This window comes from Streptomyces sp. NPDC111744 (genome assembly GCF_055634995.1).
The window spans coordinates 68587-91827 of the sequence record NZ_JBVKCG010000012.1; the positions used below are offsets into that span (position 1 = coordinate 68587).

17 protein-coding genes are annotated in these 23241 nt (G+C 70.4%); 12 read left to right on the forward strand and 5 right to left on the reverse strand.

All coding sequences use genetic code 11. The features are described 5' to 3' along the window. Positions 1 to 77: 77 nt before the first annotated feature. From ACZ7OO_RS25525 to ACZ7OO_RS25535, 3 genes are all read left to right on the forward strand, one after another. On the forward strand, positions 78 to 2240 hold the full coding sequence (locus tag ACZ7OO_RS25525) for an IucA/IucC family protein (protein WP_471507979.1): 2163 nt from the start codon (positions 78 to 80) through the stop codon (positions 2238 to 2240). A 116-nt stretch (positions 2241 to 2356) separates the two neighbouring features. Beyond that, positions 2357 to 3355, forward strand: coding sequence for a GNAT family N-acetyltransferase (locus ACZ7OO_RS25530; RefSeq protein ID WP_471507981.1), 999 nt, complete (start codon positions 2357 to 2359; stop codon positions 3353 to 3355). A gap of 248 nt (positions 3356 to 3603) precedes the next feature. Further along, a complete protein-coding gene (locus tag ACZ7OO_RS25535) occupies positions 3604 to 5580 on the forward strand; it encodes an ATP-dependent DNA helicase (RefSeq protein ID WP_471507983.1) in 1977 nt (658 codons plus the stop codon). Positions 5581 to 5732: 152 nt separating this feature from the next. Here the strand turns inward: ACZ7OO_RS25535 and lexA are convergent, their stop codons facing one another. After that, positions 5733 to 6512, reverse strand: a complete 780-nt coding sequence (gene lexA / locus ACZ7OO_RS25540) for a transcriptional repressor LexA (protein ID WP_471507985.1) — start codon at positions 6510 to 6512, stop codon at positions 5733 to 5735. A gap of 500 nt (positions 6513 to 7012) precedes the next feature. Between lexA and nrdR the strand changes: the two genes are divergently transcribed. Both nrdR and ACZ7OO_RS25550 read left to right on the forward strand, forming a co-directional pair. Continuing rightward, the gene (gene nrdR, locus ACZ7OO_RS25545) at positions 7013 to 7564 is read left to right on the forward strand and encodes a transcriptional regulator NrdR (RefSeq protein WP_471507987.1); all 552 of its coding nucleotides are present in this window, start codon (positions 7013 to 7015) and stop codon (positions 7562 to 7564) included. A gap of 164 nt (positions 7565 to 7728) precedes the next feature. Beyond that, positions 7729 to 10632 carry a vitamin B12-dependent ribonucleotide reductase gene (locus tag ACZ7OO_RS25550; protein ID WP_471507989.1) on the forward strand — a complete coding sequence of 968 codons (2904 nt, stop codon included), beginning with the start codon at positions 7729 to 7731 and terminating at the stop codon, positions 10630 to 10632. Between the two features lie 75 nt (positions 10633 to 10707). Here ACZ7OO_RS25550 and ACZ7OO_RS25555 read toward each other — a convergent pair whose 3' ends face one another. Beyond that, positions 10708 to 11241, reverse strand: a complete 534-nt coding sequence (locus ACZ7OO_RS25555) for a TerD family protein (protein WP_471507991.1) — start codon at positions 11239 to 11241, stop codon at positions 10708 to 10710. 151 nt (positions 11242 to 11392) lie between these two features. On the opposite strand from ACZ7OO_RS25555, the gene ACZ7OO_RS25560 reads away from it, so the two are divergent. The 3 genes from ACZ7OO_RS25560 (at position 11393) to ACZ7OO_RS25570 (ending at position 13684) form a co-directional block, all read left to right on the forward strand. Continuing rightward, positions 11393 to 11998, forward strand: a complete 606-nt coding sequence (locus ACZ7OO_RS25560) for a YdbC family protein (RefSeq protein WP_471507992.1) — start codon at positions 11393 to 11395, stop codon at positions 11996 to 11998. Positions 11999 to 12084: 86 nt separating this feature from the next. Beyond that, entirely contained in the window at positions 12085 to 12744 is a 660-nt protein-coding gene (locus ACZ7OO_RS25565; RefSeq protein ID WP_471507994.1) for a histidine phosphatase family protein, read from the forward strand. 10 nt (positions 12745 to 12754) lie between these two features. Continuing rightward, entirely contained in the window at positions 12755 to 13684 is a 930-nt protein-coding gene (locus ACZ7OO_RS25570; protein WP_471507996.1) for an ADP-ribosylglycohydrolase family protein, read from the forward strand. 359 nt (positions 13685 to 14043) lie between these two features. Here ACZ7OO_RS25570 and ACZ7OO_RS25575 read toward each other — a convergent pair whose 3' ends face one another. Beyond that, positions 14044 to 15591 (reverse strand): MFS transporter, encoded by a 1548-nt coding sequence (locus ACZ7OO_RS25575; RefSeq protein ID WP_471507998.1) that lies wholly within the window; start codon positions 15589 to 15591, stop codon positions 14044 to 14046. A gap of 190 nt (positions 15592 to 15781) precedes the next feature. Here ACZ7OO_RS25575 and ACZ7OO_RS25580 point away from each other — a divergent pair, with 190 nt between their 5' ends. The 3 genes from ACZ7OO_RS25580 (at position 15782) to ACZ7OO_RS25590 (ending at position 17884) form a co-directional block, all read left to right on the forward strand. Further along, on the forward strand, positions 15782 to 16405 hold the full coding sequence (locus tag ACZ7OO_RS25580; protein ID WP_352224465.1) for a TetR/AcrR family transcriptional regulator: 624 nt from the start codon (positions 15782 to 15784) through the stop codon (positions 16403 to 16405). A gap of 82 nt (positions 16406 to 16487) precedes the next feature. Next, complete coding sequence (locus ACZ7OO_RS25585) at positions 16488 to 17189, forward strand: ribonuclease HII (protein ID WP_471508000.1); 702 nt, start codon at positions 16488 to 16490, stop codon at positions 17187 to 17189. A gap of 68 nt (positions 17190 to 17257) precedes the next feature. Continuing rightward, positions 17258 to 17884 carry a hypothetical protein gene (locus ACZ7OO_RS25590; protein ID WP_471508002.1) on the forward strand — a complete coding sequence of 209 codons (627 nt, stop codon included), beginning with the start codon at positions 17258 to 17260 and terminating at the stop codon, positions 17882 to 17884. A gap of 314 nt (positions 17885 to 18198) precedes the next feature. On the opposite strand, the gene ACZ7OO_RS25595 is transcribed toward ACZ7OO_RS25590, so the two are convergent. Beyond that, complete coding sequence (locus ACZ7OO_RS25595; protein WP_471508004.1) at positions 18199 to 18819, reverse strand: hypothetical protein; 621 nt, start codon at positions 18817 to 18819, stop codon at positions 18199 to 18201. Positions 18820 to 19103: 284 nt separating this feature from the next. Then, positions 19104 to 21269, reverse strand: a complete 2166-nt coding sequence (locus ACZ7OO_RS25600) for a RecQ family ATP-dependent DNA helicase (RefSeq protein ID WP_471508006.1) — start codon at positions 21267 to 21269, stop codon at positions 19104 to 19106. A 129-nt stretch (positions 21270 to 21398) separates the two neighbouring features. Here ACZ7OO_RS25600 and ACZ7OO_RS25605 point away from each other — a divergent pair, with 129 nt between their 5' ends. Next, complete coding sequence (locus ACZ7OO_RS25605; RefSeq protein WP_471508007.1) at positions 21399 to 22955, forward strand: DUF4192 domain-containing protein; 1557 nt, start codon at positions 21399 to 21401, stop codon at positions 22953 to 22955. Positions 22956 to 23241 lie beyond the last annotated feature (286 nt).

A 23241-nucleotide genomic window follows, 5' to 3' on the forward strand; every position in this document is an offset into this window, starting at 1 on the left:
TACAGCCGCGTTCGCCGCGCACAAAGGCCAACGGCCAACGGCCAACCCCGCACCGCCCGAGCCCCCGAGGAACCCCCTTGAACGCCACCCCCACCCCCGACGACCACGGAGACCAAGGCCCACAGGGACGTCCCGTTCCGCTCGCCGAGTCGGTTCCCCAGCAACGGGCCCGCACCTTCCAGCCCGAGCGGCCCCGCGACGACACGGGGGATCTTCTGGAACACCCCGACCCGCACATCGCTGCCCAGGCCGCCACCGTGGAGAACCTGCTTCGCTGCTGGGCACGCGAGACGAACCTCCCCGCGCCCGACACCGGCACTCTCCGCATTCCACTGCCCGCGAGTGGTACGGCCCTGATCACTCCGGTCCGCCACTGGTCCCCGACCGGCTGGCACCGCTTCGGCCAACCCCGCCTGGCAGGCACCCCCGACACCGCCCCACCCGTCGACGCGGTCACCCTCGCCGCCCTGCTCACCCGCGAGACGGCCCCAGCGGCAGGGGACGCGGCCGGTCGAGCCGAGGGCAGCATCGTTCACGCCGATGAAAGCGCGGGCCGAGCCGAGCGCACTGCCGGTCACGTCGATACGAGCGTCGGCCCAGTCGACGGCAGCGCCGATCCGGCCAACGGCACCGTCGCCCAGGCCAACGGCACCGCCGCCCACGCCAACGGCACCGCCGCCCACGCCAATGGCGGGCCCGTCCGCGCCGACGGCGGCCCCGTCCGCGCCGACGGCCAACACCGCGTCGCCGAAGGCACCACCCGTGCCCAGGCCGCTCCCGACGCCGGCGACCTCGTGGCTCGGGTCGCCGACTCCCTGCGCCGCACGGTCACCTTTATCGCCGACCGGCGCGCCCACCCCGCCGACGGCCCCGACCGCTTTCTCGCCGCCGAGCAGGCCCTCCTCCTCGGGCATCCGCTGCACCCGACCCCCAAGAGCCGCGAGAGTCTGACCGACTCCGAAGCCCGCCTCTACTCCCCGGAGCTACGCGGCTCCTTCCCCCTGCACTGGATGGCGGTCGCCTCCTCCCTTCTCGCCACCGACTCGGCCTGGACCGAGCGAGGCCGCCCCGTTCCCGCGCCGCACCTCATGGAAAGCCTGGTCGGCACGGCCCTGCCGCTGCCCGACGGCTATGCCGCCGCCCTGCCCCTGCACCCCTGGCAGGCCCGGGAGGTCCGCCACCGCGAGACGACTGCCGCCCTCCTCGACGCCGGACTCCTGCGCGACCTCGGCCCCCTTGGCGCCCCCTGGCATCCCACCTCCTCCGTACGAACCGTTCACCGCACCGGCGCCCCCGCCATGCTCAAGCTGTCGCTGGGCCTGCGCATCACCAACTCCCGCCGGGAGAACCTCCGCAAGGAACTCCACCGAGGCGTCGAGATGCACCGCCTGCTGCGCACCGGCCTCGCCAAGCAGTGGCAGGCCGTCCACCCCGGCTTCGACATCGTGCGCGACCCCGCCTGGCTGGCCGTGGACGGCCAGGACGGCCGACCCGTGCCCGGACTCGACGTGGTGATCCGGCACAACCCGTTCACGCCTACCGACGACGTTTCCTGCGTCGCCGGGCTGGTCGCACCGCGCCCCCTCGACACCCCCGCGGCGAACGGCAGTCCCCGGCCGCACCGGTCCCGGCTGGCCCGGGTGGTCGCCCGGCTCGCCGCACGCACCGGCCGCCCTGTCGGTGCCGTCAGTGCCGAGTGGTTCCTGCGCTACCTGGAGCAGGTCGTCCGCCCGGTGCTCTGGCTCGACGGCGAGGCCGGTATCGCCCTGGAGGCGCACCAGCAGAACACCCTGCTCCTGCTGGACGCCGACGGCTGGCCTGCCGGCGGGCGCTACCGCGACAACCAGGGCTACTACTTCCGTCAGTCCCGGCGGCCCGAACTCGACGCCCGGCTGCGCGGCATCGGCGAGCACAGCGACACCTTCGTCTCCGACGACGTCACCGACGAACGCTTCGCCTACTACCTCGGCATCAACAACGTGCTCGGTCTGATCGGCGCGTTCGGCTCCCAGCGGCTCGCCGACGAGCGCCTGCTGCTCGCGGCCTTCCGCCGGTTCCTCACCGATGCGGCCTTCGGACCAGCCCGGATGCGCACCTCCCTGCCCGGCCGCCTGCTCGACTCACCCGTCCTGCGCTGCAAGGCCAACCTGCTGACCCGGCTGCACGGCCTCGACGAACTCGTCGGCCCGGTCGACACCCAGTCCGTCTACGTCACCATCACCAACCCCCTCCGCTCCTGACCGTCCGACCCAGCCCTGACCACCTTCACCTCCTCCCACCCACCGCCCTTCATTCACCGCCCTTCATTCACCGACCGAGGAACATGACCCACCTCGTCTCCTGAGAGGAGCGCACCATGCCTCCCACCGACGCGAGCGCCGACGCAGGCCCCGTACCGGTCCACCCCGTCCACCCCGTCCACCCCGTCCACCCCGGCCGCTCCGGTCCCGCCGAGGACACCCGGGACTGTGAGGACACCCTGGACCTCCGCCTGCCCGCCGAACTCCTCACCCTCTACGCCGGGAAGGCGACCGGCCCCGATCTCGGTGGGGGACTACCCGCACCGTCCGCCCCGGACGGCACTCGCGCCTCCCGGACCCCCGAGCCCCAGGCCCTCGCACACGGTCATGCACAAGCCGCCGCGCTCGACCATGACCGAGCCGCCGCATCCGGTCATGAACGGCCCACCCCGCTCGGTCACGAACGACCCACCCCGCACGCCCACGTCCGACCGACTCCGCTCCACCACGACCCGATCGAGCCGCTCGGCCCCCTCGACACGCTCGACCTGCTCGATCAGCTGGCCGCCTGGGGCCCCACCGAGACCCCCGTCGGCGCCTTCCACCTCGTGCCCGTCGACGTCGAACGCGACCTGCCGATCATCAGCGGTTGGATGAACGACCCCGCCGTGGCCGCTTTCTGGCAGCTGGCCGGCTCACGGGCGCAGACAGAGGACCATCTGCGCGCCCAGCTCGCCGGAGACGGACGCAGCGTGCCCTGCCTGGGCAGGCTCGACGGCGCCCCGATGAGCTACTGGGAGATCTACCGGGCCGATCTCGACCCACTCGCCCGCCACTATCCGGCCCGCCCGCACGACACCGGAGTCCACCTCCTCATCGGCAACGCCGCCGACCGGGGCCGGGGGCTGGGGTCCGCCCTGCTCAGAGCCGTGGCCGATCTCGTACTCGATCATCGCCCCGCCTGTGCGCGCGTCGTCGCGGAACCCGATCTTCGCAACACCCCCTCCGTGGCCGCTTTCCTCGACGCGGGCTTCCGCTACGCCGCCGAGGTCGACCTGCCTGCCAAACGGGCCGCCCTCATGATCCGAGACCGGTCCCTACGTCACCTGATGTAGCGCTGAGTGATTGCGCGTACACACGTAGTACGAAGCGGCCGCCGATCAGGTTCCCGGCCACTCGGAAGAATTCAGAAGAAACAAGTTCCCGGCCACGCGGATGAAAACGACGCGACCCAACCGCCCGACCTGCCCTTCCCTCTCAGCCTCTCCATAGCCCCCTGTCCAGGAGCACCCGGCGTGATCCCATCCCCCGTCCCCGCCTTGATCGCCCGATTGTCAGTGCCGGGCCGTAGGGTGGTCGGGCTATGACGAAGCCCTCACTCCCTGAACTCCTGCATGCCGCTGTCACAGCTGTCGGCGGTACGGAGCGCCCCGGCCAGGTGACCATGGCCGAATCGGTCGCCGAAGCGATCGACGACGGATCCCATCTGCTGGTCCAGGCCGGCACAGGCACCGGAAAGTCGCTCGGCTATCTGGTGCCCGCGCTGGCCCATGGGGAGCGGGTCGTCGTGGCGACGGCGACCCTCGCCCTGCAGAGACAGCTCGTGGAGCGTGACCTGCCGCGCACCGTCGACGCCCTGCACCCGCTGCTGCGCCGCCGCCCGGAGTTCGCGATGCTCAAGGGCAGGTCGAACTACCTGTGTCTGCACCGGCTGCACGAAGGTGTGCCGCAGGACGAGGAGGAGGGCCTCTTCGACCAGTTCGAGGCGGCCGCGCCGACCAGCAAGCTCGGCCAGGACCTGCTGCGACTGCGGGACTGGGCGGACGAGACCGAGACCGGTGACCGCGACGGCCTCACGCCGGGCGTCTCCGACAAGGCCTGGGCGCAGGTCTCGGTCTCCTCCCGGGAGTGCCTCGGCGCCTCCAAGTGCGCTTACGGCGCCGAGTGCTTCGCCGAGACGGCCCGTGAGCGCGCCAAGCTCGCCGACGTCGTCGTCACCAACCACGCGCTGCTCGCGATCGACGCCATCGAGGGGGCCCCGGTGCTTCCGCAGCACGAGGTGCTGATCGTGGACGAGGCGCACGAACTGGTGTCCCGCGTCACCGGTGTGGCCACCGGCGAGCTCACCCCGGGCCAGGTCAACCGTGCGGTCCGGCGCTCCGCCAAGCTGGTCGACGAGAAGGCCGCCGACCAGCTCCAGACTGCCGCCGAGGGCTTCGAGCGGCTGATGGAGCTGGCCCTGCCGGGCCGTCTGGAAGAGATCCCGGAGGACCTCGGCTACGCCCTGGCGGCCCTCAGGGACGCCGCCCGAACCGTGATCTCCGCGATCGGCGCGACCCGTGACAAGTCGGTCCAGGACGAGGACGCGGTCCGTAAACAGGCGCTGGCCTCGGTGGAGGCCGTGCACGACGTGGCGGAGCGGATCGTGAACGGCTCCGAGTGGGACGTCGTCTGGTACGAACGTCACGAGCGCTTCGGCGCCTCCGTGCGGGTCGCCCCGATGTCCGTCTCCGGCCTGCTCAGGGAGAAGCTCTTCGCTGACCGCTCGGTCACGCTCACCTCCGCGACGCTCAAGCTCGGCGGCGACTTCAACGGCGTGGCCGCGTCCCTGGGCCTGGCCCCCGAGGGCACCGAGGGCGAGGACCTCCCACAGTGGAAGGGCGTGGACGTCGGCTCGCCCTTCGACTACCCGAAGCAGGGCATCCTCTATGTCGCCAAGCACCTGTCACGCCCCGCGCGGGACGGCGACCGCGCCGACATGCTGGACGAACTGACCGAGCTGATCCAGGCCGCCGGCGGCCGTACTCTCGGCCTGTTCTCCTCGATGCGGGCCGCCCAGCAGGCCGCCGAGGAGTTGCGCGTCCGGATCCCCGAGTTCCCGGTACTGCTGCAGGGCGAGGAGACCCTCGGTGAGCTGATCAAGAACTTCGCGGCGGACCCCCAGACCTGTCTCTTCGGCACGCTGTCGCTGTGGCAGGGTGTCGACGTCCCGGGCCCCAGCTGCCAGCTGGTCGTCATGGACAAGATCCCGTTCCCGCGCCCGGACGACCCGCTGATGAGCGCCCGGCAGAAGGCCGTCGAGGACGCAGGCGGCAATGGCTTCATGGCCGTCGCCGCCACCCACGCCGCGCTGCTGATGGCCCAGGGCGCGGGCAGGCTGGTCCGGGCGTCGGGGGACCGGGGTGTGGTCGCCGTACTCGATCAGCGACTGGCCACCGCGCGGTACGGCGGCTACCTGAAGACGTCACTGCCCGACTTCTGGTACACCACGGACCGTAACCAGGTCCGCAAGTCGCTGGCGGCCATCGACGCGGCGGCGCGGCAGGCGGAGGCGCAATGATCGCGGGTTAGCCTGTCCCGGCGCCGGGACAGGCTAACCCGCGATACCAGGACGCGCTCGCCCAGAGCCCGGACAGTGCAGGACCCCGGAACCGGCGCAGGGGTTCCGGGGCCCGATCGGAGGGCGGGCGGGATGGCCGCCCGCCGCAGGCGTCACACGCGCCGCAGTACCGCGACGACCTTGCCCAGGATGGTCGCGTCGTCGCCGGGGATCGGCTCATAGGCCGAGTTGTGGGGGAGGAGCCACACGTGGCCGTCCTCGCGCTTGAAGCGCTTGACGGTGGCCTCGCCGTCGAGCATGGCGGCGACGATGTCGCCGTTCTCGGCGACCGGCTGACGGCGGACGGTGACCCAGTCGCCGTCACAGATCGCGGCCTCGATCATGGAATCACCGACGACCTTCAGCACGAACAGCTCGCCGTCACCGACCAGCTGCCGGGGAAGGGGGAAGACGTCCTCGACCGATTCCTCGGCGAGAATCGGGCCACCGGCGGCGATCCGGCCGACCAGCGGGACGTACGACGCGGCGGGCTTGCCGGCGGTGTCCGTGGGCTGCACGGTCACGGCCTGGTCGGAACCGCGCACCTCGTACGCGCGCGGGCGGTGCGGGTCGCGGCGCAGGAAGCCCTTGCGCTCCAGTGCCATCAGCTGGTGCGCCACCGAGGACGTGCTGGACAGACCGACGGCCTGGCCGATCTCGCGCATCGACGGCGGGTAGCCCCGCCGCTGCACCGAGTCCCTGATCACCTCGATCACTCGGCGCTGCCGGTCGGTCAGCCCCGAGCTGTCCGCCCGGATGCCTGGAGGTCGACCCGGCAGGGAACGCTTGGGTCCCTCGGGATTCACGGCTTCGTTCATGGCATGCACCGGGTCGGGTCGGCCCTGGGAGCGGTCCTGGGCGGTGATGGTGGCACTGTCAGCGGTCGTGGTCACGTCGGCCCCTCTCGATGGTCTCCCTGCTGGACAACGGTAGTTGCTTTCGAAAGGTTGCGCCAAACACACGTTCGAGTGAAAAAACGCGGTTCATCGGACGCGATCACATTTCTGGGTGTATGGCTCACGCGATACCCGTCGGACAAAGGACCCGTTGTTGTACTTTCACCGCCGGGTTGATGGCCTTGTGGGCGGGCCCAGTCTGCCATCCGGACCGCCGCTGACCGGGACGGCCGTCCCCATCTGCGCCGGAGTCGCACGTGACCTCCGTGCGGCGCCCACGGTATCTCCGTATCCGCCGTAGCGGTACGTGTGCGACACGCGCAACCTGGCGATGTATCAGCCAATCACCACATCTAGTGGTTGGATTGCTACAGCAGCCCACAAGTTGTGGTCCCCGGTCTCCGGTGGCTCAGAGATCGCCTATGCTTGGGGCTGCTTCGCGAGGCCCGGGTGGCCCAGCGAGGCTGTTGAGTCTGCTGTGAGGAGGGTTGGAGATCATGCACTGCCCCTTCTGCAGGCACCCCGACAGCCGTGTGGTCGACAGTCGCACGACCGACGACGGCACGTCGATCCGCAGGCGCCGCCAGTGTCCGGACTGCTCCCGTCGTTTCACGACCGTGGAGACGTGCTCGCTCATGGTGGTCAAGCGGTCCGGGGTCACCGAGCCATTCAGCCGTACCAAGGTCATCAACGGCGTGCGCAAGGCGTGCCAGGGACGGCCGGTCACCGAGGATGCGCTCGCCCAGCTCGGCCAGCGGGTCGAGGAGGCGGTGCGGGCCACCGGAAGTGCCGAGCTGACCACCCACGAGGTGGGGCTGGCCATACTCGGTCCGTTGCAGGAGCTCGACCTCGTCGCCTACCTGCGATTCGCCTCCGTCTACCGGGCGTTCGACTCGCTGGAGGACTTCGAGGCGGCGATCGCGGAGCTCAGGCAGGCGGCGCAGGGCCCCGTCGCGGACGACGAAGACGCGGGAACGGGGAGCCAGGAGGACGATCACGGGTCGGGCGGGACCACTCGGGCGCCCGCGCCCGTCCACTTCGCCGGCTGACGGGCGGACCGGAACCGGGCGGAGGACCCGGATCCGGTTGTCGGACGGCGGTCCAGGACTTGTTGCGCGTGGCAGCTGAGGGTGCCCGCGACGTGAGAACAGAACAGCGTGTCACGGGAACATCGTGGCATTTCAGGGCGTTTTAGCCCGTACAGGGAGGCGGCATGACAGAGACGGCGAGCGGTCCGGCACGGAGTTCCCGCGCGAAGGGCGCCAAGGCCACCAAGGGGCTGCGTGTCGAGCGCATCCACACCACCCCCGGCGTACACCCGTACGACGAGGTGAGCTGGGAGCGCCGTGACGTCGTCATGACCAACTGGCGCGACGGCTCGGTCAACTTCGAGCAGCGTGGCGTCGAGTTCCCCGACTTCTGGTCGGTGAACGCGGTCAACATCGTCACCAGCAAGTACTTCCGCGGTGCCGTCGGCACCCCGCAGCGCGAGACCAGCCTCAAGCAGCTGATCGACCGCATCGTGAAGTCGTACCGGAAGGCCGGCGAGGACCACAAGTACTTCGCCTCGCCCGCCGACGCCGAGATCTTCGAGCACGAGCTGGCCTACGCCCTCCTGCACCAGATCTTCAGCTTCAACAGCCCCGTGTGGTTCAACGTGGGCACTCCGCAGCCCCAGCAGGTCTCCGCCTGCTTCATCCTGTCCGTCGACGACTCCATGGAGTCGATCCTCGACTGGTACAAGGAAGAGGGCATGATCTTCAAGGGCGGCTCCGGCGCCGGCCTGAACCTCTCCCGGATCCGCTCCTCCAAGGAGCTGCTCTCCTCCGGCGGCAATGCCTCCGGCCCGGTCTCCTTCATGCGCGGTGCCGACGCCTCCGCCGGCACCATCAAGTCGGGCGGTGCCACCCGCCGCGCCGCCAAGATGGTCATCCTGGACGTCGACCACCCCGACATCGAGGACTTTATCCAGACCAAGGTCAAGGAAGAGGAGAAGATCCGCGCCCTGCGCGACGCGGGCTTCGACATGGACCTGGGCGGTGACGACATCACCTCCGTCCAGTACCAGAACGCCAACAACTCGGTCCGCGTGAACGACGAGTTCATGAAGGCGGTCGAGCAGGGCGGACAGTTCGGTCTGCGCGCCCGGATGACCGGCGAGGTCATCGAGGAGGTCCAGGCCAAGGACCTGTTCCGCAAGATGGCGGAGGCCGCCTGGGCCTGCGCCGACCCGGGCATCCAGTACGACGACACGATCAACCACTGGCACACCTGCCCGGAGTCCGGCCGGATCAACGGCTCGAACCCCTGCAGCGAGTACATGCACCTGGACAACACGTCCTGCAACCTCGCCTCGCTGAACCTGATGAAGTTCCTGAAGGACGACAGCCGGGGCCACCAGTCCTTCGAGGTCGAGCGCTTCACCAAGGTCGTCGAGCTGGTCATCACGGCGATGGACATCTCCATCTGCTTCGCCGACTTCCCGACCCAGAAGATCGGCGAGAACACCCGCGCCTTCCGCCAGCTCGGCATCGGTTACGCCAACCTCGGCGCCCTGCTGATGGCGACCGGCCACGCCTACGACTCCGACGGCGGCCGCGCGCTGGCCGGTGCCATCACCTCCCTGATGACCGGCACGGCGTACAAGCGCTCCGCCGAGCTGGCCGCGGTCGTCGGCCCGTACGACGGTTACGCCCGCAACGCCGACGCCCACAACCGCGTCATGAAGCAGCACGCCGACGCCAACACCGTGGCCGTCCGCATGGACGACCTGGACACCCCGGTGTGGGCCGCCGCCACCGAGGCCTGGCAGGACGTGGTGCGCCTTGGTGAGAAGAACGGTTTCCGTAACTCTCAGGCGTCCGTCCTCGCCCCGACCGGCACCATCGGTCTCGCGATGTCCTGCGACACCACCGGCGTCGAGCCCGACCTGGCCCTCGTGAAGTTCAAGAAGCTGGTCGGCGGCGGCTCGATGCAGATCGTCAACGGCACCGTGCCGCAGGCCCTGCGCCGCCTGGGCTACCAGGAGGAGCAGATCGAGGCGATCGTCGCCCACATCGCCGAGAACGGCAATGTGATCGACGCCCCCGGCCTCAAGCACGAGCACTACGAGGTCTTCGACTGCGCCATGGGCGAGCGCGCCATCTCCCCGATGGGCCACGTCCGCATGATGGCCGCGATCCAGCCGTGGATCTCCGGCGCCATCTCCAAGACGGTCAACATGCCGGAGACGGCGACCGTCGAGGAGGTCGAGGAGATCTACTACGAGGCCTGGAAGCTCGGCGTCAAGGCGCTCGCGATCTACCGCGACAACTGCAAGGTCGGCCAGCCGCTCTCCGCCAAGACCAAGGAGAAGGAGAAGTCCCCGGCCGACGCTGTCACCGAGAAGGCCGAGGCGACCATCCGCGAGACGGTCGAGAAGGTCATCGAGTACCGCCCGGTCCGCAAGCGCCTTCCGAAGGGCCGCCCCGGCATCACCACGTCCTTCACCGTCGGTGGCGCCGAGGGCTACATGACGGCCAACTCCTACCCGGACGACGGCCTGGGCGAGGTCTTCCTGAAGATGTCCAAGCAGGGCTCTACCCTCGCGGGCATGATGGACGCCTTCTCCATCGCGGTCTCCGTCGGCCTTCAGTACGGCGTCCCGCTGGAGACGTACGTCTCGAAGTTCACCAACATGCGCTTCGAGCCGGCCGGTATGACGGACGACCCGGACGTGCGGATGGCGCAGTCGATCGTCGACTACATCTTCCGCCGCCTGGCGCTGGACTTCCTGCCGTTCGAGACGCGCTCCGCGCTCGGCATCCACTCCGCCGAGGAGCGTCAGCGCCACCTGGAGACCGGTTCGTACGAGTCGGCCGACGACGAGGTGGACGTCGAGGGCCTGGCCCAGTCCGCGCCGCGCGCCCAGGAGCTGAAGGCTGTCGCCTCCCCGAAGGCCGAGGCCGGGCCGGCCAAGCCGGCCCCGCAGCAGGCCCACACCAGCGCCGAACTGGTGGAGATGCAGCTGGGCATCCAGGCCGACGCCCCCCTCTGCTTCTCGTGCGGTACGAAGATGCAGCGGGCCGGTTCCTGCTACATCTGCGAGGGCTGCGGCTCGACCAGCGGCTGCAGCTGACGAGTTGATGTGAAGTGAGGTAAGGGGCGTCGGCCATGGCCGACGCCCCTTACCGCTGCTCCTGGTCGTTCGCCGTCACGGCCGGCCGAGGCCGCCCATGGCACGTGTGAAGACCACGGGGTCGTCCTCGAAGCCGTGCAGGCCGGGCCGGAAGCTCCAGTCGCCGGACTCGTCGCGCACGAACTCCGCGACAGCGGCCGCCGTCGCCCCGAGGACCGAGCCGAAGTCGTCCTCGGCCAGCACGTTGTAACCCTCCCGGACACGCACCTCCGGGTTCAGGACGTTCACGAACGTCCGCTGCGCTGACCGCTGTTGGATGACGACTCCGACCACCACGCGCGTGTACCTGCCGTCGAGCCGGTCGAGTTCGAGGGTCATCACCTCGTCCCAGCCGAAACCCTTGCCGTCCTGGCTGTCCCGGTTGAGGAAGATGGTGCCGTCGGGCGAGCGGCTGTCGAAGTGCACCAGATAGGCCGCAGTCCCGTACGGGTCACCCGCCGTGTAGGTACCGGCAATGATGTCCAGATCGGTGGGCGGCTGCCCGGCCGGGCTGGGATCCCACTTCACCGCGACCTCGACCTTGCGGAGCGCCTTGCTGAAACCGCTCATCACGCGTCCCCTTCCCCCCTGGAGATCCCTGCCCCAACTGATGGGCTGCCGAGGCTCTTTGTCCATCGTGCCACGCGCGCGGGGGTGCATGCGCGGGTGATCTCCGCCGGAGCGTGACCGACGCCACGTCCTATGGCCTTACGATGGCGCGGTGCTGGTCAAGTGGATTCGCTGCACCGTGGTGGACCGCCGCGGGTTCGAGCGGGGGCAGCGGAAATGGGCGGGGCTTCCGGGGGAGCCGGGATTTCGCGGACAGGGCGGGGGCTGGAGTCGGCAGCGGCCGGGAGTGGCGCACACCTTCGCCTTCTGGGAAAGCCGTGCCTTCTACGACTCCTTCATGGCGCGCTCGCACGACCGTCTGGCCGCGTCCCAGTCCGGCACGTACAAGGATCAGCAGGTCAAGTTGTTCGAGTACCGGTTCGATGTGAAGACCGGCTTCGAACCGCGGTTCACGGACTCCGACCTGATCCGGGTGGCCCTCTGTCGGGTGCACGAGGAGCGCGTGGAGCACTTCACGCTGATGCAGGAGAAGGTCTGGAATCCGGCCATGGCCGGCTCGCCCGGCATGATCCGCGGCATGTTCGCGGAGGCCCCGGCGCACGAGTTCATGATCCTTTCGATGTGGCGGTCGGCCGCCGAGCACGGCAAGTACCGCACCGAGCGGGTGGAACGGCTGGCGCTGCGCGCCCAGACGGAGGCCGACATCGCGGCCCTCTCGGGCGACATCGTGGAGCTCGAACCGAGCTGGATCGTATGAATCTCCAACCCTCGATTTGTGTGACCTACGCTGTATAGAGCCCATCCGAGTGCTCGACTTTCCGCCACTCGATCTAGGGTTTTGGCATGGCACGACCACGGCGCATCGTCCTTGTCCGGCACGGCGAGTCAACCGGCAATGTCGACGACTCCGTGTACGAGCGGGAACCCGACCACTCGCTGGCCCTGACCGACCGGGGCCGGCGACAGGCCGAGGAGACCGGGAAGCGCATCCGGGAGATCTTCGGCCAGGAGCGCGTCAGCGTGTACGTCTCCCCGTACCGGCGCACGCACGAGACCCTCCGCGCCTTCCACCTCGACCCGGACTTCGTACGCGTGCGCGAGGAGCCCCGGCTGCGCGAGCAGGACTGGGGAAACTGGCAGGACCGTGACGACGTACGACTGCAGAAGACGTACCGGGACGCGTACGGGCACTTCTTCTTCCGCTTCCCCCAGGGCGAGTCCGGGGCAGACGTGTACGACCGGGTCGGCGGCTTCCTGGAGAGCCTGTTCCGCAGCTTCGAGGCGCCGGACCATCCGCCCAACGTGCTCCTGGTGACCCATGGCCTGGCGATGCGGCTGTTCTGCATGCGCTGGTTCCACTGGACGGTCGCGGACTTCGAGTCGCTCTGCAACCCCGGGAACGCCGAGATGCGGATGCTCGTTCTGGGGGACGACGGCAAGTACACGCTCGACCGGCCCTTTGACCGCTGGCGGGACCCGGAGCCCTACTGGATGAGCGGCTAGGCTGGCCGAGATGACCTCTCCCTCCGACACTTCGAACGCCGGGCGCCTGGAACGCGCCCTGGCCAGCCTGCGCGGACTCGCGACCGGCGACGCCCTGGGCTCGCAGTTCTTCGTTCCGGTGAACTACCCGCTGCTGCGGCGGCGCGAACTGCCGCCGGGCCCCTGGCAGTGGACCGACGACACGGAGATGGCCTGCTCGGTCGTCGCCGTCCTCGCCGCCCACCATCGCATCGACCAGGACGCTCTGGCCCACTCATTCGCCGCGCACCACGACTTCGACCGGGGCTACGGCCCCGCCGTCAACCGGCTGCTCCGCCTCGTCAGGGAGGGCGGGGACTGGCGCGAACTGGCTGCCGCGCTCTTCAACGGGCGGGGCTCGTGGGGCAACGGCGCGGCGATGCGGATCGCGCCCCTGGGTGCCTGGTACGCGGACGATCCCGAGCAGGCCACCCACCAGGCCGAGATCTCGGCCTACCCCACGCACCAGCACCGCGAGGCGGTGGTCGGTGCCATGGCGGTCGCCGCGGCAGCGGCACTGGCGGGGGCGCCCGGGGGTCTGCCGAGCCCAGAGGCGCTCCTCGACGGGGTTGTCGCGCTGGTCCCCAAGAGCGCTGTCGGCCAGGGCCTGCGGCGCGCCCGCGACATGCTCGACTACGCCGACGCCGGCACCGTCGCGGCCGTCCTGGGCTGCGGACGGCGTACGAGCGCCCATGACACCGTCCCCTTCGCCCTGTGGTCGGCGGCGCGTGCCCTCGGCGACTACGAGACGGCGTTCTGGGCGACCGCCCAGGTGGGCGGCGATGTGGACACCACCTGCGCCATCGTCGGCGGCGTGCTCGCGGCCGGCCAGGCGGGAGCGCCCCCGGCCGCATGGACGGAGCGGACGGAGGCGCTGCCGGAGTGGGTGCCGACGAGGACGGGGACCGCTGTCGGCGGGTGACCACCGGCGCACCGCGACGCCCGAGTCGGGGCTCTCTTGGTCTGTGCGACCTGAGACTGTGGTGGTCCTGTGGGCCTTGGGTCGTCCCGGGCACGATCGAAACTCTCTGTGCCCAATGGGAACTCTCCGTGACCGTCAGCCGTTTTCCCGGCATCCGCTCCGCGCTCCGTCCGAGTGTGGACGGCGGAGAAGGAAGCGGAGTCGCCGGGGGAGGGGTGGCGCTGGTGTGGGTCGGAGTGGTTCTTCTGATGGTGTGGGCGGCCATGCCGGCCGTGGTGCGGATGGACGGACCTCTGCCCCTGCCGTCCGTCCCCTGGCGGCCGTCCGGCCATCCGCGGCTCCGCGCGGACCCGGGGGGCTCAGCCCAGTCCAGGGCCGGCCGTGCCGGCGAGGGCTTCGAGGTCGCTCTTGCGGACCTTGATCACCAACCACGCGGTGAGCAGGCCGAGCGCGGCCATGACGGCGGCGGGGACGAACGCTGTCGAGATTCCGTGTGCGAGCACCTCGTGTCCCCAGGGCGCGGGCAGTTGGTGGGACTTGGCGAACGCCGCCTTCTGTTCCGGCGAACCGTCGGTGAGGAACTTCGGCAACTGCTTCTTCCCCTCGTCCTTGCTGGCCGAGCCGAAGACCGTGGTCAGGATCGACAGGCCCAGCGAACCCCCAACCTGCTGCATGGCGTTGAGCAGTCCGGAAGCCGCTCCCGCCTCGTGCTGGGCGACCCCGGAGACCGCGGTGACGGTCGCCGTCACGAAGTTCAGGCCCATACCGAAGCCGAAGATCAGCATGGGGCCCAGGATCCCGCCGAGATACGAGCTGTCGGGCTTGATGAACGTCTGCCAGGTGAGGCCGACGACCACGAGCGCGGAGCCGGTCATCATGAACGGCTTGGGGCCCAGGGTGGGCAGGAACCGCTGCGACAGCCCGGCCCCGACGGCGATCGCCACCGTCACGGGCAGGAAGGCCAGACCGGCCTGGATCGGGCTGTAGCCCAGCACGTTCTGCACGAACAGCACGATGTAGAAGAACATGCCGAACATCGCGGCGGCCAGGCTCAGCATGATCACGTAGGTGCCGGACCGGTTGCGGTCGGCGAACATACGCAGCGGGGTGATGGGTTCCTTCGCCCGGGTCTCGATGGAGACGAAAGCCAGCAGAAGCACCACCGCGGCCCCGAAGGAGCCGAGGGTCAGACTGTCCCGCCAGCCCTCCTCCGAGGCCCGGATGAAGCCGTACACAAGGGAGACCATGCCCAGTGTGGAGGTCAGCGCGCCCGCGATGTCGAACCGTCCGGGATGCCGTTCGGACTCGCTGATGTACTGCGGGGTGAGGGCGACGATCAGCAGTCCGATCGGCACATTGACGAAGAGCACCCAGCGCCAGTCCAGCCAGTCGGTGAGCATGCCGCCGGCCAGCAGGCCGATGGCACCACCGCCCGCGGAGACGGCGGCGAAGACACCGAACGCCCGGTTGCGCTCCGGGCCCTCCGGGAAGGTGGTGGTGATGAGCGCCAGGGAGGTCGGCGAGGCGATCGCGCCACCCATGCCCTGGAGGGCGCGGGCCGCCAGCAGCTGCCAGGGCTCCTGGGCCAGACCGCCGAGGAGAGAGGCGAAGGTGAACAGCAGGATGCCGGTCATGAACACCCGGCGCCGGCCGAGGATGTCACCGGCCCGCGCACCGAGCAGCAGCAGACCGCCGAAGGTGAGCGTGTAGGCGCTGACCACCCAGGTGAGATCCGTGGTGCTGAACTTGAGCGCGTCTTGAATGTGCGGGAGCGCGATGTTCACAATCGTCGCGTCAAGTACGACCATGAGCTGGCAGGCGGCAATCACGGTGAGCGCGATGCCGGGGCGCCCCTGCCGACGTGCCGCCCCTGGGCTCTGATCAGGTATCAGTTGAGAGGTTGTCACTATGGGTCCCCCACGAAGGTTTTAGTGAACGCTCGCGTTCACTGTCGCGTCAACGGTAGTGAGTCCTCGGTAGTGAACGCAAGCGTTCACTTAACTGTGCGTCGCGTGCCGCGTCCCCCTTTGCCGTCGTGCGCCGCGCCTCATCCCGCTCCGGAATCCCCGCTCCCTCTCGCTCGCTGGAGAAACTCAGATGGTTACCTCGCGCTGGACTGCCGCTCCTCCTCAGGCGGCCTCCCCTCGTCGGCGCGGTGCGGTCCTTGAACGCGCGATCCTGGACGCCGCCTTGGAGCAGCTCAGCACCGTCGGATGGAACGGCCTCACCATGGAGGGTGTCGCCGCAGGTGCGCAGACCGGCAAGGCGGCCGTGTATCGGCGCTGGCCCTCCAAGGAGGATCTGGTCGCCGACGCGTTGCAGGCCGGTCTGCCACGTTTGGAGGAGGCCCCCGACCTCGGAAGTGTGCGCGAAGATCTGCTGGCCCTGTGCCGGCAGGCCCGGGACGCGATGTTCTCGCGCCCCGGCTTCGCACTGCGATCGGTGATTCACGAATGCGATCCGACGCAGGTCGAGCGGTTCCATTGCGTGATCTTCGACGGCGTCGTAGGGCCGACCACCAAGCTGATCGGTGACATCGTCGCCCGTGGCATAGAGCGGGGGGAGGTGCGCGCCGACGCGGCCAACGACTATGTCCTCGACGCCATTCCGGCGATGATGATGTATCGCAACAAGATTTCTGGAAGCGAATGGAACGACCAGGAGGTCGAGCAGATGATCGACCACTACATGCTTCCGCTGTTGCTGTCGCACCGAGCCTGATCCACCGCTCCGGCGGCCCACGGTTCCGTCGGGGAGGCCGGGGTGTCGTCCGGGGATCGGTGCGGCGTACCCTAAGTGCGCCATGCCGTACGAACCGCCTACTCACACCGTCGAGCGCTCTCTCCGCGCCACGACCGGAGCGAAGGTCATTGCCGGTGTCGACGAAGTGGGGCGCGGTGCCTGGGCCGGCCCTGTCACCGTCTGCGCCGCGGTCACCGGCCTTCGCCGGCCGCCCGAGGGCCTCACCGACTCCAAGCTGCTGACCGTCAAGCGGCGTACGGAACTTGCCGCGGCGCTGCGGACGTGGGTCACGGCCTACGCCCTGGGTCATGCCTCGCCGGAGGAGATCGACAGCCTCGGGATGACGGCCGCGCTGCGGCTCGCCGCGGTCCGTGCCCTGGAGGCACTCCCGGTCCGTCCCGACGCGATCATCCTCGACGGGAAGCACAACTACCTCGGCGCCCCGTGGCAGGTGCGCACGGTCATCAAGGGTGACCGATTGTGCGTGGCCGTCGCCGCAGCCTCGGTGATCGCCAAAGTTCAGCGCGACAAAATGATGGCCGAACTGGGTATCGACCATGCAGACTTCGGATTTGCGGACAACGCCGGGTATCCGTCGCCCGTGCACAAGGCCGCACTGGAGGAGCGGGGGCCCACCCCGTACCACCGGTTGTCGTGGGCGTATCTTGATGCGCTGCCCCAGTGGCAGCACCTCAAGAAGGTCCGCAGCTGGGCGGAGGGAAGCGTTCCGGAGATCGAGGGTCAGCTCGGCTTCGACTTCTGACGTTCCAGTCGCACTGTTGTGCCACCCAGTTCACCTGACCTGCACCAACGTTTGATAAATATCAGCTCATGCCTCTCATTCCCGAGGAGCCTCAGATTCACGAGAGTGCCCAGGGTCCCCGCGCCACTCCGGCCAGCGGCCGTACCGCGCCGACCCCTCGTCCCGTACCCGGCCCCCGCCCCGCGGCACCGTCGCGTCCCGGTCGTCCCGGCCCTCTGCGGCCCACGCCGCCGGTGCAGCGCACGCCGCGTGAGGTGGCCAAGCCAGGCCTGTCCAGCCCGGCCGTCCCCGCCGCGGCAGCGGCGGCCCCGCAGATCCAGCTGATCCCGGCATCGGTCGAGAACGCTCTCGACTCGGCCGAGGAGGCAGTGGACCTGCTTCTCGACTCGGGCCGTGCCCCCGGTGACGTGCTGGTGATCACCACCGGCGCGCAGCATCCGTGGGCCGACCACGAGTTGTCCTTCGGTGAAGCCTCCTACTGGGCGCAGCACGACGCGGGCGACGACGTCTTCTATGCGGACGCCGCCGTCGCTTCCCGTGCCGCGACCCGCCCCGTGGTCGTGGTCGCCCTCAACGGCGGTTCCGACACCGTCGCCGCCACCGCCCTGCCGCTGGCCCTCTCCCGGGCCGGCGCCCTGCTGATCGTCTGCGGCGACCCGCAGCGGATCAACTCGGTGCTGGGCGCAGGCGTCTGAGCCACCTCCGGTGCCTCTGGGACTCCGGAAGTACCGAAGGTGCCGCGGTGGCGGACTCGCACGGTGGTGCCTTCGGCATGCCCGGACGTCGGGCGATGGGCACTGACCGTCGTGGAGCGGCCGTTCGGCGGACGGCGGATCCGGAGCTGGCAACGGGCCGGACCTACCCGAGTGACGGCACGACGGGACGAAGGGCCGTCCTCGGCGGCGCGGAGCACGTCGAGCGACCCGCTGAGCAGGTCGGGCGGCATGACACGCGCGGGTGCCGTGCCCGGCGGTGCGGGCTCGGCCGGTGCCCCCGGCGGGGGCGGGCTTCAGCGGGCGGCCGCGCGGCGCAGTACCTCGGAGGCCGCGCCTCCGGTGCGCGGTGGCAGGGGCGCGGCCTCGGACAGCGCGAAGGGTTCAGGAGGCGAGTCGGCGTTCGGACGCCTTCCGCCGCGGCCCTCGCCGAGCACCTGCCAGCCGTCGTGGGTCAGCGTGATGTAGGCCCCGCAGCGCAGCCCGTGCAGGGTGCAGGCGTCCCGTAGCCCCCACATCCAGGCACCGTCCTCCTCCGTCCAACGCGCGTCCCCCTCGCGGCAGTAGAGCAGTACGGCAGTCCGTACCGGCGTACGGCGGCGCAGGTCGTGCGGGATGACCCGGCGCAGCTGGGCCAGCAGCGCGTTGCGGAACATCCAGCCGTCGGCCTGGTCCGAGAGCCGGGTGAACGAGGCGCTGGCGCACAGCCGTTCCTCCGGGTCGAGGACGGCCACGACCGCCGTCCCCGGCTTGGGGCGGTGCCGGGCGTGCAGCCCGCTGACGACCTCACGAGGGTTCCGGAGCAGCGGTATTCCGGCATCGGCCCACTCCGCGGGCTCGAGCAGACGGCTGGCGGAAGCGGCGGACGCGGACGTCGACAACGATGCCGCCGAGGACGGAGCGAATCCGAAGGTCACGTTCCTCCCTTCGGCTACGCGCCCACACAGCGGGCGAGATCGGATTGGGGAGCGCGCACCGCAGTAAGGCCCAACCGGATCACGGACGAGCCGTGCGGGGAGCGGACCTCAATTCTTCCTGTCGAACTTGAATGCGGCAACGAGCAAATGGGGCCACCGACTGTTATCTGATGGTGCGTGGCTTATATCCCTACCCAGTGAGGCACCGGAGGAGCCCTGGGACGTTCGAGTACGGCACATGCGTACGTCGCACCCGGTGCCGTATTCGAACAGCACCTGGCCGATCAGCCCTGAACGGCCAGGACCAGCGGCAACACCCCGCGCGCCCCGGACTTCCGCAGCATGCGCGCCGCTACCGCCAGCGTCCAGCCGGTCTCGGTGAAGTCGTCCACCAGTAGCACCGGGCCCTGGGCCGCGGAGAGCGCGGCGGCGAGGGCGGACGGCACGGTCAGCGCACCGTCGAGGGCCTTCAGACGCTGGGCACTGTTGCTGCGCGAGACGCGTGGCGCCTCGCCCGCGTATTCCACGGAACCCAGCAGCGGCAGTCTGCCGATCTCCGCGATGCGGGCGCCCAGGGATTCGATCAGCCGGGGCCTGGAGCGCGAGGCGACCGTGACGACACCCACCGGCCGTGGCTGCGCGTCGGCCACGCCCGGGGCCCATCCGCCCGGGCCCTTCGCCCAGTCGGCCAGCACCTCCACCACCGCACGAGCGACATCGTCCGGGACGGCCGTGTCCGGCGCCTGGGGCGCGAGCAGCGGCCGTAGCCGATTGCCCCAGCCGATGTCCGACAACCGCCCCAGGGCCCGCCCCGTCGAGGCCTGTTCACCGGCCGGGATGCGTCCCTTGAGATCGATGCCGATGGTCGGCAGGCCGGTCGGCCACATCCGGCGGGGCTCCACCTCGACGCCCGCGCGGCCGAGGTCGACCCGTGCGGCGTCCAGCGCGGACGTGGAGGTGTCCGCCGTGAACCGCGGCCGCGCGCAGTTGTCGCAGCGGCCGCAGGGTTTCGCGCCCTCGTCGTCGAGTTGGCGCTGCAGGAACTCCATCCGGCAGTCGGTGGTGGCCGCGTACTCGCGCATCGCCTGCTGCTCGGCCGCGCGCTGCCGCGCCACCCAGTCGTAGCGCTCCGCGTCGTACGCCCACGGCTGCCCGGTCGCGACCCAGCCGCCCTTGACCCGCTTGACCGCGCCGTCCACGTCGAGAACCTTCAGCATGGTCTCCAGCCGGGAGCGGCGCAGCTCCACCAGCGGCTCCAGCGCGGGCAGCGACACGGGGCCACCGGCGTGCGAGAGGACGTCCAGGGTGCGGCGTACCAGGTCCTCCGACGGGAAGGCGAGCGAGGCGAAGTAGTCCCAGATCGCCTCGTCCTCCCTGCCCGGCAGCAGCAGTACCTCGGCGTGCTCGACACCGCGCCCCGCGCGGCCCACCTGCTGGTAGTAGGCGATGGGGGAGGAGGGCGAGCCCAGGTGCACCACGAACCCGAGGTCGGGCTTGTCGAAGCCCATACCGAGGGCCGAGGTGGCGATCAACGCCTTGACCCGGTTGCCGATCAGGTCGTCCTCGGCCTGCTGCCGGTCGGCGTTCTCCGTCTTCCCCGTGTACGACGCCACAGCGTGCCCGCGCTGCCGCAGGAAGGCGGTGACCTCTTCGGCGGCGGCCACGGTGAGCGTGTAGACGATGCCGGAACCCGGCAGCTCGTCCAGGTGATCCGCGAGCCACGCCATCCGGTGTGCGGCGTCCGGCAGCCGCAGCACACCCAGGCTCAGGCTCTCCCGGTCCAGCGGACCGCGCAGCACCAGCGCGTCCGAGCCGCCACCGGTGCCGAGCTGCTCGGCGACATCGGCGGTCACACGCGCGTTGGCCGTGGCGGTGGTCGCCAGCACCGGTACACCCGGCGGCAGGTCGGCGAGCATGGTGCGCAGCCGCCGGTAGTCCGGCCGGAAGTCATGGCCCCAGTCGCTGATGCAATGGGCCTCGTCCACGACGAGCAGACCGGTCGCCGCGGCGAGCTTGGGCAGGACCTGGTCGCGGAAGTCGGGGTTGTTGAGGCGCTCGGGGGACACGAGGAGGACGTCGACGCCGCCGGCCGCGATCTCCGCCTGGATGGCCTCCCAGTCCTCGGTGTTCGAGGAGTTGATGGTGCGGGCGTGGATGCCGGCCCGGGCCGCGGCACCCACCTGGTTGCGCATGAGCGCGAGCAGCGGGGAGACGATGACCGTCGGGCCGCTGCCCGCGGCCCGTAGTAGCGAGGTCGCCACGAAATACACCGCGGACTTGCCCCAGCCGGTGCGCTGGACGACCAGGGCCCGGCGCCGGTCGGCGACCAGTGCCTCGATCGCCCGCCACTGGTCCTCGCGCAACCGGGCCGTGCCCGTGTCGTCGCCGACGAGACGGGCGAGGACGGCGTCCGCCCGCGTCCGGAGTTCCGCGTTGTTCGTGTGCTCCATGCGCCCCATACAACAGGACGGGACCGACAACCGGGCGGGCTGTGGACGAGCGAGATGGCTTTGTCGTGTCCCTGATTCGACTTATCCACAGGTCAACCGGAACCCCAAAATCCGCGAGATCGTCGCGGCATGACGAATCACAGCGAAACCACTGGACCATCCGAAAACGGCGACATCACAGGAGGTGCGGCGCCCATCGGCCGATCCGTCCACGACACCCAGATCACCCTGCGCACCCCGGCCGAACTGGCCGACGCGCTGCCCTATCTGCTCGGGTACCGCCCCGAGGACAGCATGGTGCTGGTGGCCCTGCACGACCGTGGCGGCCGCGGCCGCTTCGGCGGCCGGGCCCGGCTCGGCATCCCCGCGAACAAGGACGACTGGGAATCGGCCGCACGCCAGCTGGCCCAGGGCCTGATGACGGGCAGCGAGCGCCGCGGAACGCGCCCCGAGCAGATGGTCGCCTACGTCTGCCAGGAACCCGCGCCCGGTGAGACCGGCAGGGACGTCATGCGCCGGCTCGCACCACTGGCCCACCTGCTGCGCACCGAATGCGGTCGGCTCGACGTGCCGGTGATCGAGGCGCTGTGCGTCTCGGAAGGCCGCTTCTGGTCGTACTGCTGCCCGGCGGATGAGTGCTGTCCCCCCGAGGGCGCCCCCATGGGCCTGCCCGGCACCTCCGTGCTCGCCGCCGCCGCCACCTACGCCGGGATCCAGGTACGAGGCACCCTGCGCGAGCTGCAGGCCAGGCTGCAGCCCCGGGAGACCGGTGCCGCGCTGGAACAGGAGATCGCCCTGGACAAGGCCGGAATGGCACTGGTGCCCCGCATCCTCGACGACGCATCGCGCGCGGAGGTGGCCGAGGAGACGCTCGCCCTCGCCGAGCGGATCATGAGCCGGTATGCCGCCGCCACCCCGGTGTCCGGCATCCACCAGGCGGACCTCCGTGACGACGCCATGCTCGCCCACGACGAGGCCGCGGTGCTGATCCTCGGACTGCAGGACCGCACGACCCGCGACCGAGCGGCCGCCTGGATGGAGGGCGACGAGGCCGGACCCGCTCTGCGCCTGTGGCGAGCCCTTGCCCGCCGCTGCGTCGGCCCGTACGGCGAACACGCTGCCGCCCCCTTGACGCTGGCCGGCTGGGTCGCCTGGTCGACCGGCGACGACCTGGAGGCGCGGGAGGCCCTGGCGATGGCACTGGGTGCGGATGTCGACTACCTCTTCGCCCGCCTGTTGCACCAGGCCTGCAACGAGGGCCTTGACCCGGAGTCGATCCGCCGCTGCCTGCGTACGGAACGCGCGGGGCGCGAGCCGGCGGACAGCACGGCAGCGGCCGCCGACACCGCCCTGGTCGATCCGGCCGCCGACACCGCTCTGGTCGATCCGGGCGCCGACTCCGCTCCGGTCGATCCGGGCGCCGACCAAGAGCCGATCGACGCCTCCGAAACCCGACGTCGTCGCCACCGTCCGCGCACCGGGGACGGTCCCGAGGTGCCGCGGCCACGGCCGGAGGGCGCCCGTCCGCGACAGACGGGCGCAGGTCGCACCCGCACTCGCCCCGGTTCGTCCGGGCCGGGTGAAGGCGCCCGCAGCCGCGCGGCGGAGAAGAGGGACACCCGAGGTGGCCGGGCCGCGCGGGAGGGCACGCGCACGGGGAAGGGCCGTGGCGAGGGGGACGAATGAATGGGGGCCGGCCGTGGGTGGCACACGGACGGGCGTGGGTCGGCCTCCGCCGTTGGGCACGGAACCTCATCGGACTGGAGCGGCGCCGTGACTGCCCGCCCGTCGGCCGACGCGGTGGCGGCCCGTCGGTCTTCGACCTCCGGAAGTGCAGGCCGACCGGCCCGAACGACGTCTCCGCACACCGTCGCCCGTTGGGGTTCCGCGGGCGAAGGCGTGACCAGGAGGAGCCCTCCCCCGTTCACCTGAGTGGCGGAACGCCTGGACGGGCCGTGCCGTCGCCCGTCCC

Excerpts from the sequence above, each read along its gene's own strand:
- ACZ7OO_RS25530 (WP_471507981.1), top strand. The coding sequence starts at position 2,357 with ATGCCTCCCACCGACGCGAGCGCCGACGCAGGCCCCGTACCGGTCCAC.
- ACZ7OO_RS25535 (WP_471507983.1), top strand. The coding sequence starts at position 3,604 with ATGACGAAGCCCTCACTCCCTGAACTCCTGCATGCCGCTGTCACAGCT.
- nrdR (WP_471507987.1), top strand. The coding sequence starts at position 7,013 with ATGCACTGCCCCTTCTGCAGGCACCCCGACAGCCGTGTGGTCGACAGT.
- ACZ7OO_RS25550 (WP_471507989.1), top strand. The coding sequence starts at position 7,729 with ATGACAGAGACGGCGAGCGGTCCGGCACGGAGTTCCCGCGCGAAGGGC.
- ACZ7OO_RS25555 (WP_471507991.1), bottom strand. The coding sequence starts at position 11,241 with ATGAGCGGTTTCAGCAAGGCGCTCCGCAAGGTCGAGGTCGCGGTGAAG.
- ACZ7OO_RS25565 (WP_471507994.1), top strand. The coding sequence starts at position 12,085 with ATGGCACGACCACGGCGCATCGTCCTTGTCCGGCACGGCGAGTCAACC.
- ACZ7OO_RS25570 (WP_471507996.1), top strand. The coding sequence starts at position 12,755 with ATGACCTCTCCCTCCGACACTTCGAACGCCGGGCGCCTGGAACGCGCC.
- ACZ7OO_RS25580 (WP_352224465.1), top strand. The coding sequence starts at position 15,782 with ATGGTTACCTCGCGCTGGACTGCCGCTCCTCCTCAGGCGGCCTCCCCT.
- ACZ7OO_RS25585 (WP_471508000.1), top strand. The coding sequence starts at position 16,488 with ATGCCGTACGAACCGCCTACTCACACCGTCGAGCGCTCTCTCCGCGCC.
- ACZ7OO_RS25590 (WP_471508002.1), top strand. The coding sequence starts at position 17,258 with ATGCCTCTCATTCCCGAGGAGCCTCAGATTCACGAGAGTGCCCAGGGT.
- ACZ7OO_RS25600 (WP_471508006.1), bottom strand. The coding sequence starts at position 21,269 with ATGGAGCACACGAACAACGCGGAACTCCGGACGCGGGCGGACGCCGTC.
- ACZ7OO_RS25605 (WP_471508007.1), top strand. The coding sequence starts at position 21,399 with ATGACGAATCACAGCGAAACCACTGGACCATCCGAAAACGGCGACATC.